A 14,818-nucleotide genomic window follows, 5' to 3' on the forward strand; every position below is an offset into this window, starting at 1 on the left:
TTAGTATATACTAGGATAAAAAGAAATAGAGGCGGCGCCATGCAAAGTTGGTATCATATCTTTCCGAAAAACACAGGGCTGAGCCCTTATGTCTGGATCATTTTTTGTATCCTTCCTTTTTATTTCATCTTCAAATCCTCTTCGATGTTGGAGATAGTCTTTGGAATCGTCATGATCATATTGTTTTTCATATCATATGGTCTCTCATTCGTTTCGAAGGGATGGCCCGTATACGTATGGACCGCGATACAAATAATCATTTCGATATCGATGACCATATTTTTCAGCTACATTTACTTTTCACTTTTTTTAGCATTCTTTATTGGGAATGTTCAAAATAAGGTTGGCTTTTTCGTATTATATTCAATCCAGCTATTGGCTACCATCGTGTCTGTCAATATTGGCTTCATCATGAAAGACCCTACCTTCTTTTCGCAATTTCCCTTTATGCTCATTTGTGTGGTAGGTGTGATCCTGCTCCCTTTCAACACGTATAATCGGAATAAACGGGGCATGCTGGAAGAACAATTGGAGGACGCTCATAAAAGAATATCAGAGCTTGGCAAAATGGAAGAACGTCAGCGGATTGCCCGTGACTTACATGATACACTTGGCCAAAAGCTGTCTTTGATTGGCTTGAAAAGTGACCTTGCAGGGAAGTTGATCGATTTGAATCCGGAGACGGCCAAGAAGGAAATCAAGGATATCCGTCAAACGGCGAGGACGGCACTCAAGGAAGTACGTGAAATGGTGTCGGAAATGCGTGGGTCCAAGCTAAGCGATGAAATCATCCGGGTCAAGCAAATATTGAAAGCCGCAGAGATAGAATTCAATTTGGAAGGGACCACGGAATTGCAAGAAACCCCATTGCTTGTTGAAACGGTTTTGAGCATGTGCTTGAAGGAAGCTGTGACCAATATCGTCAAACATAGCGGTGCCGACTGCTGTAATATCGTCATCGAAGAATTACAAACAGGGGTGACGATCACAGTACAGGATAATGGAGTGGGACTTTCACATAGATCAGAGTATATTAAAGGCAATGGACTTCAAGGAATGAAAGAAAGGCTAGAATTTGTTAATGGCAGCCTGGATATTAAATCAACAGAGGGAACGACACTTTATATAAGGGTTCCGAATGCTATAAAAAATAATGGATAGGTGGGATTAACCTTGATTCGAATCGTAATTGCCGAAGATCAGCGGATGCTGCTTGGCGCGTTAGGTTCCATCCTTGATTTGGAAAGTGATATGGAAGTTGTAGGAAAAGCGAGCAATGGGGAAGAAGCAATGAATCTCGTCAATCAATTAAAGCCGGATATCTGCATAACCGATATTGAAATGCCAGTTAAAACCGGGCTCGATGTAGCGGAGGAGATCAAGGATCAAGGCCACCAATGCAAGGTCATCATTTTAACCACCTTTGCACGTCCTGGGTATTTTGAAAGAGCCAGAAAGGCCGAGGTAGGCGGATATCTTCTGAAGGATAGCCCAAGTGACGAACTGGCGAACTCTATCCGTGTCATCATGGATGGTCGGCGCATTTATGCTCCTGAGCTGGTGGATATGGCTTTCGAAGAAGAAAACCCTTTGACTGAACGAGAGTGCCAAGTGCTCAAATTGATCGCGGATGGTAAGACCACAAAGGAAATCGCAAGCCAGCTTTATCTGACCAATGGAACGGTTCGTAATTATATATCGGTCATCCTTGATAAATTGGATGTGAGCAACCGCGTTGAAGCGATTGTAAGATTCAAGGAAAAGGGCTGGTCAAAAGATTGATCAAAGGTAAATCCATGGCGGCCTCGCAAATCAAAAAAGCGCAGTGTCAGAATTGAATATGGTATATTAATTTTTATTACATACGGAGAGGATGACCATTATGCAAAAGGCTACATTTGCTGGAGGCTGTTTTTGGTGCATGGTGACACCATTTGAAGAACAACCGGGGATTGGGGGAATCGTATCCGGTTATACGGGAGGACATGTTGAAAACCCGACTTACGAGGAAGTGAAGACGGGAACTACGGGGCATTATGAAGTCGTGGAAATCACTTTCGATCCTCAGTTATTTCCTTATGAAAGATTGCTGGAGCTATATTGGCAGCAAATCGATCCAACCGACGATGGCGGTCAATTCCATGACAGAGGAAGCCAATATCGGACGGCCATCTTCTATCATGATGAAGCTCAAGAAAAACTGGCTCTTGAAGCGAAAGAAAAGGTAGCAGGCAGCGGGAAGTTCCAGAAACCAATCGTAACGGAAATCCTTCCGGCCCAAACCTTTTATCCTGCCGAGGAATACCATCAAGGCTATCATAAAAAAAACAAAGATGATTATAAAGCGGACCGTGCGAAATCGGGACGTGATGAATTCATTGACCAGCATTGGAACGGTGAATGAAATGGATCGGGTGTGCTTACACATCCGGTTCTTTTTTTGGCCTTTTAAAGGTACAAAAATTTAAATCATTATTTCATCGGATTTTTATGCGCAGGGGTCAATTTCTCATGATATTTTCATATTTCTTCAGTACACTAAGGGGTAGGTGGTGATGATCATGAATAAGAGAATTTTAATAATAGAGGATGAAGAAAAAATAGCGAGGATTCTCCAGCTGGAACTTAATCATGAGGGTTATCAAACAGAATCGGCTTTTACCGGAAAGGCTGGTCTGGAAAGGGCAGAAGCAGAAGAGTGGGATTTAATCTTATTGGATGTGATGCTGCCCGAGTTGAATGGCATAGAAGTACTTAGGCGTTACCGGAAAAAGAATGGATCGACACCGGTCATCCTCCTAACCGCAAGGGATGCTGTGCCAGACAAGGTGAATGGCCTGGACCATGGTGCGAATGATTATGTAACGAAACCGTTTGAAATTGAAGAGCTGCTTGCACGGATCCGTGCTTGTTTTCGTACCAATGTACGGGAGAGCCAATCAGAAGTGGAAGTGGATGAACTAAAAATCCATGATCTGAAGTTGAACCTCGGTACAAGGGACATTCACAGGCAAGGCAATAGGATTGAGTTGACTTCCCGCGAGTTCGATTTGCTGGTTTATCTTTTGCAAAATAAAAATCAAGTACTTTCAAGGGAGCAAATCCTGACCCATGTATGGGGATATGACTTTGCAGGGGATACGAATGTGGTTGATGTGTATATCCGTTATTTACGCAAAAAGATAGATTATCCCTTTGAGGTGCAGCTCATCCATACATACCGCGGGGTAGGTTACAGCTTGAAGGAGCCAGTATGAAGATTCGGACGAAAATCCAATCGTATTCCAGTCTTTTTTTAAGTGTCATGCTTATCTTGTTGAGTATCATCGTTTTAATCGCCTTCCTTTGGATATCGTTAGAGAGGGAACGGGATCTGCTTGAAGATCAAGCTTCATTAATAGAAGAAAATATCCTGACGAAAGATTTGATTTCCGGTGATTCCGATTTAATGGAGCCATATATCCCGGACGATGGAATGGTGCGGATATTCGACACGGATGGAAGGCTGGTAAAATCATTTACGGATGAAGAGGACCTTAAGGGGCTTGCGGTTAAAGCCATTGACGAGAAAGGATATGATTTTGCCAAAGTTGACGGTGAATATGTATTGACCTACCGTTTTCCTTATCCTGATGAGGGGAAGAAGCTGGGGATGATCGAGGTCACACAGCCGCAGGATACCCTCCTTGATAATTTATCGACGCTTGCCCTCGTTTTGGGCGGTGCATCCTTTTTTGTCATTCTGTTATCGATTCTTGCCGGTAAGTGGCTGGCCAACCTGATCCTCAAACCGATATCGGTCATGAGCGGAACGATGAAGGATATTGAGAAAAGCGGGGAATTCAAACGGATACCGCTATCGGATCAATCAAAGGACGAGCTGCAGGTGATGGGGGCGGCATTCAACAGGATGATGGAAAGGCTGGAAAGGAATTATAACCAACAGCAGCAATTCCTTTCAGATGCTTCACATGAATTGAAAACACCGATTACGGTCATCGAAAGCTACTCCTCTCTATTGAAACGCTGGGGCATGAAGGATGAAGCGATTCAGGAAGAGGCAGTGGAGGCAATCCATCATGAAGCCATCCGGATGAAAAAACTGACGGAACATCTTTTGCAGTCAGCTTCCCAAACGGAACCTTCAGAAGATGTGGAAGGGAAAATAGAACTCATTTCATTTTGTGAAGGGATTGCCCAAACATTCAGAAGGACGGGAAATCGTGAAATAACGATAGAGTCAGAGTTTAAGGAAATCTATGCAATGACCATTTCCAGTAAGCTTGAACAGGTGATTGTCATCCTATTGGACAATGCAATGAAATACAGTCAATCAAGTATACAAATCATGATAAAACGGCAGGATAATGAAATTGTCATCGGTGTGAAAGATCACGGTGGAGGGATATCACCAGAACATCTCCCCCATGTATTTGACCGTTTTTATCGCGTTGATTCATCGAGGGCAAGGAAAACGGGAGGCAATGGACTTGGGCTTTCCATCGCCCGGACGCTTGTAGAGTCATTCGACGGTAAATTGGAGATTCAAAGTGAGGTGGGAGAGGGAACGTTGGTGACTCTTACTCTTTCTCATCAAATTCTAATCTAACGCTCATGTTCGTTTCATGAAGGGTGCTTATTATTAAGGTAACAACTTAAAGGAGGAATTCATTCATGAAAAAACAGTGGAGTACGATTAAAGAAGGCATCATTCAAAGGAAAAAGGTAATCATGACGGTGTCCATAGCTTCCGTATTGCTTTTCGGCGGTGCTGCTGGAACGGCAGTATATGCAGTCAATAAGGGGAACCTATCCGAGGATGAGGCTGTCAAAATGATTTCAGAAAAACTAGGCGGGGAAGTTACTCAATTTGAAAAGGATTGGGACCAGCCGATGACATATGAGATGACCGTTAAAACAAAAGAAGGCTATCAAGACGTTGATGTTGATGCTGAAAAGGGAGAGATTCTTTCTCAGGAGATGGAAGACGATGACGATGAGGATATGAGCACACAACAAGCCGTGGAAACTGCAAAAGTCAGCAGTGATCAAGCTGAAAAGATTGCCTTGAAAGCGGTGGATGGTCAAGTAACGGATATGGAGCTTGATTCAGAGAATGGCACCCTTGTGTACGAGCTGGAAATAAAACAAGGACAAAAGGAATATGATGTTGTGGTGGATGCAACCACAGGTAAAGTATTGAAAAACCAATTGGATGATTAATCAGCAATATTTGATATATGAATGCTCTTGAACTGAATTGTATGAAAGGATTTGCCAAGTGGCAGATCCTTTTTTTAATTGCGATTATGAATCTCAAGCGAAATTAGGCGGAAGGAAGTAGAAACTTCCTTTCGATGAAGAGGCCTATGGGTGGGAGAACCAACATGTAGCTGATGATACTCTGAAAACATCTGCGGTTATAAAGGAATTAAAAAGAAGAAACGCGAATAGAGGCAATAAGAATTTATTCAATGGAGGATTGATTATGGGAAATTTGGAAGAGGCACTGTCATTAAGGAAAAGGAAAGAATTCGAAAAATCCAATCGATTATTGATGGGTCTGGCAAAGCAAAATCCCGGTGATGCAGTCATACAGTATCAGTGTGCCTGGAGTTTGGATATTCTCGGACTTGAGGTAAAGGCGGTGCCCTATTATGAAGAGGCACTCGAATTAGGTTTGCCGGAGGAGGATGCCAAAGGGGCCTACCTCGGGTTGGGCAGTACATATCGCACCATAGGGGAATATGAAAAATCAAGACGGACATTGGAATCCGGGCTGGCGAAGTTTCCTGGGGATAAGGCTTTATTGGTATTCAGGGCCATGGCATTTTATAATTTGGGCCAACATGATCTTGCGATGGAATCTCTATTGAAGATCATTGCCGAAACGTCGAGGGATCGAGAAATACAATCTTATGCTAAGGCCATAAAATTTTATAGTGATAAACTGGATAAAGTTTTCACATAATCGTGATCATCCCCAAACTATCCACAAAGCCTGTATAAACAAAGTCATCCTTACATCGCTGAAATGAATTAATCAACAATATGACGGGGAATTTCTTGCATTTTGCACTTTTACGTATAAATGAATGTGGATAACCTCGGATTGTGGATAACTTTCCGGTGTTATTCACTACTTTTCCACAGGTAATCCACATATTCACCTTTAATATGAAAAAAACACTGGCGATTAAGTCTCCAGGAATTTTTTATTGTAATGACTTAAGGCTAAAAGGGGATAAATATAGCGATAGCTATGATAATGGATATACAAAAAATCTGCCATTCCCTGGCCTGCAGGATAATCATTGGTCCAGCTTTCTTGTTGACCTGCACGGATGAGATAGGCAATGCCTTTTTCAATCTCTGCTGTCGGCTTTTCTGATGCCGATATCAACGCATCCACAGCCCAGGCTGTATGTGTCAGTGTGCTAGTTCCGAGGGGGATATATCGTTGCTTGATATCACTGTAACAAGATTCACCCCAGCCGCCATCTTCATTTTGAATTTTCTTCAACCAAGTTAGGGCTTTTTGGATGGATGGATGTCCAGTGGCTTGCCCTGCTGCCTTCATGCCGGTCAGTGCAGACCAAGTGCCATATAGATAGCAGATGCCCCAGCGCCCATACCAGGAGCCATCACGCTTCTGGTCTTCCAATAGCCAATCCACCGCTCTTTTACTGACTTCTTCCGACTTTTTCATATTTGTATAGTTCCCCAGGAATTCCAGCGTCCTTCCTGTCAGATCAGCGGTAGAAGGGTCAGTCAGGAGATATTTCGAACCCTCAATAGGAAGAAGCTGCAGCCATTTATGGTCGTTATTCCGCTCGAAGGCTGGAAATCCGCCATCATCATTTTGCATGGATATCGTGAAGGAGACACCGCGCTGCCAGCTGTCCCGATTATCCGGTTTTGCTTTAAGTTGCTTAGCCAGCGCCCGCAGTGAGGCGGTCGTATCATCGACATCCGGATTCATGGTATTTAAATCCGAGAACCCCCAGCCGCCTGGAATCGCGTTAGGATTATGGATCAGCCAATCTCCATACATATAATGCTGGCGTGACAGTAAGTACTGATTAGCGGACATGACCGCTTTGTCTTTGGAAGGTATGCCCGCTTCTTGAAGGGCGTAGTTTATTAAGGAGGTATTCCAAACATGGGGCGTAGTGAACTGGATATGTGTGTGTCCCTCAATGGAGCAGGCCATCCCCTTCAGACCGGCCATGGCCTTTAGAATCACTGGATCTCTTTTCGAATATCCAATGGAAAGGAGGGCAAAGATCATGAAAAAGGTAGAACCGAAATAATTGTACAGTGTCCCGTCTGGTTCCAGCCTGTCGAGCATGAACCTTTTCGTTGAATCCAATGCTAAGGAATGCAAATAATCCGGATAACCAATCAAGGTTTTAACGCCTGTTTGAAGTTTAGAGAAAAAGGAACGATATTCTTCGGTACGATACTCTTCCCACATACGCTCTTCTGATCGGTCCTCCCTTGTTTGAAATAAATCTTTTAGATTTGGCGTGTCAGGGGTCTTGATTTGAAACCTTTTATGGCCAAGCAATAGCAATGGAATCATGTTGACCCGCCCATATACGGAAAGATCATAAATGCTGACGAAAAAGGTCGGAGGCAGTAAGACCACTTCGAGAGGAATGGGGAATAGGCGGGGCCATTGATATTGTCCGGTGACGGTAAGCATCATTTTCGTTAACATTTTGGCCTGTTTGATGCCGCCCTTGGAAAGAATGAATTGTTTGGCTTTTCTCATATGGGGATGATTCTTATTGCGGAGTCCGCTAAAAAGAAGGCCATAGTAGGCCTCGATCGTAACCGTAACATTGCCGTCCTTCTCGTCTTGGAAAAGTTTCCATGAACCGTTTTCCGTTTGCCTGCTTTCGATTCTTTTTACTAAAGCCTCTATAAGAGGAGTGTCTTCCATATCTAAAATTTTCAATAATATGATCATATAGGCATCTGCCGTTATCCCGGTGTCGAAGGGATAATTCCACGAACCATCAGCGGATTGGTCTTGTTTCAAGCGATGAACAAGGCGGTTGATTTCCAATTGTACATGTTGGTTCAATGACTTTCCTCCTCTAAAAACACATTTTCCGTTAATATGTATATTCAAAACTTGTCGTTGCATTCAAGAAATCAAAGGAGGGGGGAAACTAAAAAACGCTTTGGCAATGAAAGCTGCCAAAGCGTCATTTAGATACTATGCATCATTTAACGGGTAAGGAAGATGGCTGCATATAGCGGTAAATCGGCAATTCTTTTCCCTTGTCAGCCGGGATGAAATTGAATGTCACATAGCTGTCCATGCCTTCAGGTTCGAGGGCAAGGGAGATGAAGTTGGCATCAGGCTGGGCCATGTCGAAAACATAGCTTCCTTTTGGGAAATCCCGGGTTTTTGAAGTAACCGTGGTCGTTACTTCCCTTGTGGAATGTCCGCTTTCCAGTTCAGCGGAAACTTTTAAATCCTTGACCCTATAGCTTTCAACAGCTACTTTCATAGGTTTTTTTAATTTTTTCACTTCCACTCCCAATATCTGAAGTTTCTGGGCGATATTTTTATATTCTGGTGGAAGGATATAAGCTGTCGGACGATCTCTGACAAGGGTAGGGTAGGCATCGGTAGAATCCAGCCAATCGATGGAGGCATCGACCATTTTAGCTTTCGCTAAATCGACTACTGTCAATTTTTGATCCTTAATCAATTTATTTTCGCTGGTGATGACAATTTTATCGTTATCATTTGCTTTTCGCCCTTTTCGCACGACTTCAGTTTCTGCCTGACTAACGGCTTTTTTAACCTTACTGGCCTGTTCGGCTGCCGTTTTGATGAATGCTGCCTGTGCTGTAGCTTGTGCAAAAACACGTCGTTTAAAATCCGTACGGCCGATATTGATCCCCCTTGTTTCAATTAAATAGGTCATTGTATTTTTCAAACCGAGGGCGTTTCGGCCAATCCGGGCTTCTGTGCTTCCTTCTGTGGCGGTAAGGACTCCATCATCAGAAGTGGCCAGTGTATAGTAATCGTGATAGGAAAGCTTTTCTTTTTCCAAAGTTTTAAAAACATTAGGCAAAAGCAGTTCATCGGAAGCTTTTCGAAGCTGTGCGGGAATATTTAAATTCTTGGCTGAGGAGATGAGTAAATCATAGGAAGCGATCGATCCATTTGCTCCCACCTTTTTCAGGGGGGCAGGATTCACTGTATATTCATGTACATCCAGAATGACTTCAGGTTCATAATCATCGATTGACTGATGAATCGTCTGCACTTCAGGATACTCCACTTTTAAGTAGTCCCTATTCGCATCCATGTCATTTGCGGTATATCGTTTGAAATAATAAGAGCCATCAGGATTGACTCGTGGAACGATGGCAACATTCACTTTATCGAGGACATCACCAAGCTTGCCTTCAGCCAGCCATTGTGCAAGGACTAATGTAGATTCACCTGAGGCGGGTTCATTGCCATGGATTTGACCTTGAATCCAAATCAATGGTTTATGGGAATTCTTAATCTGCCTTTTTGAATCCTTGCTGAAAAGAAGCATCGGGATGTCGCGTCCTTCTGTGGATTTACCTATCGTCTTGACCTGGATGTTTTTGTTTTTATGGGAGAGGGACCTGATGGAATCCAACAATTCTTCCTGGCTCGTAAAGGCGATCTTGTTTTGTTTAAAGGCAGGGGTCTTGAAAGAAACATTAGGGTCAGGGAAAAGGTGGGAGAGGTTATCTGGTTGAATGTAGCTTGGACCATTTCCATAATAAGGGGTGAATTCTTCCGCCTTGGCTATAGGGCCAGGCAATCCAGTGACAAGGCCTAGTGTTACGACTGATACGATGGTAGGAATGATTTTTTTCATGGACGTCCTCCTGTCTATCTTTTTCCATAAATTATCATATTTCAAGCTGTTTATACAGTGAAAACGTTTGAAATAGTGAAAAACAGGAAGTAACGACTAGATTAATGATTCCATAGCACAATTCGCAATGCCTTTTAATAGATGTTCATCACCTGTATTCTGTATAATTACAGGTGGGAAGTAAAAATGACACGATCAAGCAATTTGCTTGGCCCGTATCATTTCAATTGATCTTGTAACTTATTTAAAAGATCCTGTGAATCTTCGCCACTCATTATCTGGCCATTCACTTTCGCATAGGGGGTATTCTTACAAAGTTTACACTCACTTAAACATTCATATTCCTTATATTGAATCCTTGGATTCTCTAAGAACTTACCATAATCGGCAACAGTTTGTTCATTAAGGAAGCGGTCAAGATTATTTTGGCAAAATTCAATTTGGATTTTCGCCTTTTTTGAGAACACTTTGGATAACAAGTTTTTCATCATATCGCTTCTTTCATTGGAAGAGTAAATATTTGTTATTTTGATTTTATCATTTCCTGTAACGAAATGCATGATTGGTTCATCCAAATTCATTACAATCTGACTATCCGGAGAATATCAAACTAATTCACTTGTATATATTGACACATATCTGAGAGATGATAGAATAAGAATGACTGATAATGATAATGAATCTCATTATCACGAATGGAAGAACCTTGTAACTATTGCAACTTCATAATCGCGATTTCATTAGTTGACTTTGCGATAGTCTGTATTCAAATATATTTAATTAAAAATATTATCGCTGTATTAAGTGAGATAGGAAGAGTAGGAAATGTAGATGAAGATAAGATATTTATTCATGGCGTTAATTGTTTTATCATTTACGTCATTATTCATTGGTGTAAAAGATATTACCCCCCTGGATTTATTGGATCTAAGTGATGATAAAGTGCAAATCATGCTGCAAAGCCGTTTCCCCAGAATGGTGACCATAATCATTGCCGGTATTGTGATGAGTATAAGCGGTCTGATCATGCAGCAATTGAGCCGCAATAAATTTGTATCCCCAACGACTGCCGGTACCATGGACTCTGCAAGGCTGGGACTTCTTCTTGCCATTATCATTTTTCCATCGGCAGCACTTATTGAGAAAATGGCATTCGCTTTCATATTCGCTTTGGCAGGTACATTCTTGTTCATGAAAATTCTTGATCAAGTGAAATATAAGGATACGATTTTCATTCCATTGGTTGGTTTGATGTTTGGTAATATCATCGGATCCATCTCGACTTTCTTTGCCTATAAATATGATTTGATTCAAAGCCTCAACACATGGATGAATGGGGATTTCTCGATGATCATGTCGGGAAGGTACGAACTTATATATCTAAGTATCCCTCTCGTCATTCTCGCATACTTCTTTGCCAATAAATTCACTGTGGCAGGGATGGGTGAGGAGTTTGCTATCAATCTAGGACTCAATTATAAGCTTATAGTCAATTTTGGGTTGATCATCGTGGCATTATCCTCCACTGTCGTTTTGTTAACGGTGGGAACGATTCCTTTCATAGGGTTGATCGTACCAAATATTGTATCCCTTTACCTTGGTGACAATTTGAAAAAGAGTCTTTCTCATACAGCATTGCTAGGGGCAGTTTTCCTATTGATCTGCGATATTCTGGGCAGGATCCTCATATATCCATTTGAAATCCCGATCGGACTCGTGGTTGGTGTGATAGGAAGCGCCGTATTTATCTATCTGATAATGAGGAGAAAGGCATATGAATAATAAAAGTAGAATCATTATATTGGCTGTTCTTGCAGCTGCTTTAACGGCAGGTTATATCTTTTGGGACCTTGGCCCGAATTGGGATTATGCTCTGCCGAGAAGGGTCATAAAAATCATCGCCATCATCGTGGTAGGCTGTGCAATAGCTTTTTCAACAGTGATTTTCCAAACGGTCACGAATAATAAAATCCTGACACCAAGCATTTTAGGGTTGGACTCCATGTATATGCTGATCCAAACGGGAGTCATTTTCATCTTCGGTTCAACGCATATCATGATCATGAATAAAAATCTCAATTTCCTGATTACACTTGCGGCCATGCTTATTTTTGCAAGCCTGCTGTTCAAGTTCATGTTCAAGAAAAACCGCAATATTTACTTCCTATTGCTGATCGGTATCATCTTCGGAACCTTATTCGGCAGCATGTCTTCATTCATGCAGGTATTGATTGATCCGAATGAATTTCAAATCATTCAAAATAAAATGTTCGCCAGCTTCAATAATGTCAACACGGACCTATTAACGTTAGCTATTATCCTCATGATAGCGGCAATGATATATTTCATGAGATTCTTGAAGTATTTAGATGTCATGTCCCTAGGGAGGGACCAAGCCATAAACTTGGGTGTGGATTATGATTTTGTCACGAAGCGGGTTTTAATCGTCGTTACGGTTTTAATCTCCATTTCGACTGCCCTGATCGGTCCGATCACGTTCCTCGGATTGCTTGTTGCAAATGTGGCTTATCAATTCATTAAGTCCTATCAGCATAAACATATCATCCCGGGTGCAATGCTGATCAGTGTGATTGCCTTGGTCGGCGGCCAATTCATCGTAGAGAGGATCTTTACGTTCTCAACCACATTGAGTGTCATCATTAATTTTGTCGGCGGCGTCTATTTCATCTATCTTCTATTAAAGGAGAATAAATCATGGTAGAAGTGAAAAATTTATTCAAAAAATATAATAATAAAACGGTTGTCGAGGATGTTTCCATTGAAATAAAGAAAGGGAAAATCACATCCTTCATCGGTCCCAATGGAGCGGGGAAAAGTACCGTCCTTTCGATGATCAGCCGTCTCATTACCCGGGATTCAGGAGAAGTCCTGATCGAGGGTAAGGATATGGGGAAATTCAATAGCAATGAACTTGCGAAAAAGATTGCCATCTTAAAGCAGGCTAACCATATCAATATCCGTTTAACGATTCGTGAACTCGTCGCCTTTGGCCGTTTTCCTTATTCACAAGGCAAACTGACTAAAGAGGATTGGAGATACGTCGATGAAGCGATTGAATATATGGAACTCGCTGACATGCAGGATAAGTTTCTTGACCAGCTTAGCGGCGGGCAGCAACAGCGGGCCTTCATTGCCATGGTTATTGCTCAGAACACGGAGTATGTACTTCTTGATGAACCCCTGAACAATCTTGATATGAAGCATTCCGTCCAAATCATGAAGGTATTGAGAAGATTGGCCGATGAATTAGGCAAAACGGTCATCATCGTCATTCATGATATTAATTTTGCATCCTGTTATTCCGACTATATTGTCGCATTGAAGGATGGCAAGGTTGTTCATAATGGACCTACCGAACAAGTCATCAATTCCAATGTATTAAAGGAAATCTATGATATGGATATTGAAATCCAAAGCATCAATGACAATAAGATCTGTGTGTACTTCACGTAAGACAATTCCATTTGGTTTTAAATTACTTCAGTATTCGTAGCCGTCCCAGAATATCTCAAACGCACATTAGGCTGTTAAGAGTTGGCGGGCGCCCAGGACTTTAGCCGCCTCCTGTTCATATGGCAGGGAAAGTGATGAAGGTAAACTCTGTGAAGGTGAGGATTCAATATGTAATTTTAAATAAAAAAATACTTTTCGAGGTGACCATAATGATTAAGAAATTATCTTTACTGCTTTTGGTTGCAATGCTGGCTGTAGTGGCTGTAGCTTGTGGATCAGATAAGGAAAAAGAAGAATCAAGCGCGAAAAAAGAAAATGCTAAAAGCGAAGAAATTACAGTTAAGCACCAACTAGGAGAAACGAAAGTAAAAACAAACCCTGAAAAAGTCGTTGTATTCGATATGGGTACTCTTGATACTCTTGATAAATTGGGTGTGGAAGTAGCAGCTGTTCCTCATGATGGCCTTCCAGAATACCTTTCTAAATATGAAGGTACAACTGAAAATGCCGGTGGGTTAAAAGAGCCTGACTTCGAAAAAATCAACGAAATTGCTCCTGACTTAATCCTAATTTCTGGCCGTCAATCTGAAGCATATGAGGAATTAAGCAAAATTGCCCCTACTGTTTTTGTTGGTGTAGATACAACAAAGTATATGGAATCCTTTGAAGAAAACGTAACACTTTTAGGTAAAATCTTCGATAAAAAAGACGAAGCAGCTAAAGAATTGGCAAGTGTTGAAGAAAACATTAATGCTTTGAAAGAAAAAGCTCCAACTGACAAAACTGGTTTAATCGTTCTTTCTAGCGGCGGAAAAGTAAGTGCTTACGGACCGGATTCAAGATTTGGAATCATCCATGATGTATTCGGAGTACCTGCAGTAGATGATAAATTGGAAGTATCGACACACGGTCAAAGTATTTCTTTCGAATATATTGCTGAAAAGAATCCTGACTACCTATTCGTTGTAGATAGAGATGCTGTTGCCGGTGATGGTGCTGCAGCGAAAGAAACGATTGAAAATGACATAGTAAAAAATACAAAGGCATTTAAAGAAGGTAACATCATTTATCTAGACCCTAACTACTGGTACTTATCAGGCGGCGGTTTAGAATCTGTTAACGCTATGGTTAAAGAAGTTTCAGAAGGCATTAAGTAATATAAATATGATTAAAGAAAATCCTGTCCTCGATCGAGGGCAGGATTTTTTTTTTTTTTATAATAAAGCTCGATGAAACCAATATACTAACAAAGGGGACAAAAGAATTCACATATAAAGTTGAGAAACACAGGTAAGCTTATAAGGTCCCCCACGACCAAATTAAGGAGAAATGGGAAAAGGACAAGGTATATTCACACCAGTTGCTTTTTATAGCTTATATAGGCTGAAATCGAAGGAATGTGACCCTACAGCCGATATGAAAAAATTCAGTTTCTTCCTATTATAATGTCAAATCCATGG

The 14,818-nt window shown here is 41.5% G+C and carries 14 protein-coding genes; 11 read left to right on the top strand and 3 right to left on the bottom strand.

Annotated elements, in window-relative coordinates:
- Window positions 1–39 precede the first annotated feature (39 nt).
- The 7 genes from ACSR9O_RS12610 to ACSR9O_RS12640 all read left to right on the top strand — a co-directional run bounded on the left by ACSR9O_RS12610 (window position 40) and on the right by ACSR9O_RS12640 (window position 5,971).
- Window positions 40–1,161, top strand: a complete 1,122-nt coding sequence (locus tag ACSR9O_RS12610) for a sensor histidine kinase (RefSeq protein ID WP_101223692.1) — start codon at window positions 40–42, stop codon at window positions 1,159–1,161.
- A gap of 12 nt (window positions 1,162–1,173) precedes the next feature.
- Window positions 1,174–1,782, top strand: coding sequence for a response regulator transcription factor (locus ACSR9O_RS12615; protein WP_101223691.1), 609 nt, complete (start codon window positions 1,174–1,176; stop codon window positions 1,780–1,782).
- 100 nt (window positions 1,783–1,882) lie between these two features.
- Window positions 1,883–2,404 carry a peptide-methionine (S)-S-oxide reductase MsrA gene (gene msrA / locus ACSR9O_RS12620; RefSeq protein WP_101223690.1) on the top strand — a complete coding sequence of 174 codons (522 nt, stop codon included), beginning with the start codon at window positions 1,883–1,885 and terminating at the stop codon, window positions 2,402–2,404.
- Window positions 2,405–2,561: 157 nt separating this feature from the next.
- Window positions 2,562–3,257 carry a response regulator transcription factor gene (locus tag ACSR9O_RS12625; protein ID WP_101223998.1) on the top strand — a complete coding sequence of 232 codons (696 nt, stop codon included), beginning with the start codon at window positions 2,562–2,564 and terminating at the stop codon, window positions 3,255–3,257.
- Window positions 3,254–4,609 carry a sensor histidine kinase gene (locus tag ACSR9O_RS12630; RefSeq protein ID WP_101223689.1) on the top strand — a complete coding sequence of 452 codons (1,356 nt, stop codon included), beginning with the start codon at window positions 3,254–3,256 and terminating at the stop codon, window positions 4,607–4,609. Before ACSR9O_RS12625 ends, ACSR9O_RS12630 begins: the two co-directional genes overlap by 4 nt.
- 65 nt (window positions 4,610–4,674) lie before the next feature.
- Window positions 4,675–5,223, top strand: coding sequence for a PepSY domain-containing protein (locus ACSR9O_RS12635; RefSeq protein WP_230176178.1), 549 nt, complete (start codon window positions 4,675–4,677; stop codon window positions 5,221–5,223).
- A gap of 265 nt (window positions 5,224–5,488) precedes the next feature.
- The gene (locus ACSR9O_RS12640; RefSeq protein ID WP_202190603.1) at window positions 5,489–5,971 is read left to right on the top strand and encodes a tetratricopeptide repeat protein; all 483 of its coding nucleotides are present in this window, start codon (window positions 5,489–5,491) and stop codon (window positions 5,969–5,971) included.
- A 225-nt stretch (window positions 5,972–6,196) separates the two neighbouring features.
- Here the strand turns inward: ACSR9O_RS12640 and shc are convergent, their stop codons facing one another.
- The 3 genes from shc to ACSR9O_RS12655 form a co-directional block, all read right to left on the bottom strand.
- Window positions 6,197–8,092 (bottom strand): squalene--hopene cyclase, encoded by a 1,896-nt coding sequence (gene shc / locus ACSR9O_RS12645; RefSeq protein WP_230176179.1) that lies wholly within the window; start codon window positions 8,090–8,092, stop codon window positions 6,197–6,199.
- Window positions 8,093–8,234: 142 nt separating this feature from the next.
- On the bottom strand, window positions 8,235–9,884 hold the full coding sequence (locus ACSR9O_RS12650; protein WP_230176180.1) for a M14 family metallopeptidase: 1,650 nt from the start codon (window positions 9,882–9,884) through the stop codon (window positions 8,235–8,237).
- A gap of 218 nt (window positions 9,885–10,102) precedes the next feature.
- Complete coding sequence (locus tag ACSR9O_RS12655) at window positions 10,103–10,465, bottom strand: DUF1450 domain-containing protein (protein WP_101223685.1); 363 nt, start codon at window positions 10,463–10,465, stop codon at window positions 10,103–10,105.
- Between the two features lie 250 nt (window positions 10,466–10,715).
- Here ACSR9O_RS12655 and ACSR9O_RS12660 point away from each other — a divergent pair, with 250 nt between their 5' ends.
- The 4 genes from ACSR9O_RS12660 to ACSR9O_RS12675 all read left to right on the top strand — a co-directional run bounded on the left by ACSR9O_RS12660 (window position 10,716) and on the right by ACSR9O_RS12675 (window position 14,515).
- Window positions 10,716–11,666 (top strand): ABC transporter permease, encoded by a 951-nt coding sequence (locus ACSR9O_RS12660; RefSeq protein WP_230176181.1) that lies wholly within the window; start codon window positions 10,716–10,718, stop codon window positions 11,664–11,666.
- Window positions 11,659–12,606: an iron chelate uptake ABC transporter family permease subunit gene (locus ACSR9O_RS12665; RefSeq protein WP_101223683.1), complete on the top strand. Its 948-nt coding sequence runs from the start codon at window positions 11,659–11,661 to the stop codon at window positions 12,604–12,606. Before ACSR9O_RS12660 ends, ACSR9O_RS12665 begins: the two co-directional genes overlap by 8 nt.
- The gene (locus ACSR9O_RS12670) at window positions 12,600–13,358 is read left to right on the top strand and encodes an iron ABC transporter ATP-binding protein (protein WP_101223682.1); all 759 of its coding nucleotides are present in this window, start codon (window positions 12,600–12,602) and stop codon (window positions 13,356–13,358) included. Before ACSR9O_RS12665 ends, ACSR9O_RS12670 begins: the two co-directional genes overlap by 7 nt.
- Before the next feature lie 212 nt (window positions 13,359–13,570).
- Window positions 13,571–14,515 carry a siderophore ABC transporter substrate-binding protein gene (locus tag ACSR9O_RS12675; RefSeq protein WP_202190612.1) on the top strand — a complete coding sequence of 315 codons (945 nt, stop codon included), beginning with the start codon at window positions 13,571–13,573 and terminating at the stop codon, window positions 14,513–14,515.
- Window positions 14,516–14,818: the final 303 nt, after the last annotated feature.

It is taken from the genome of Peribacillus sp. B65 (assembly GCF_058513295.1).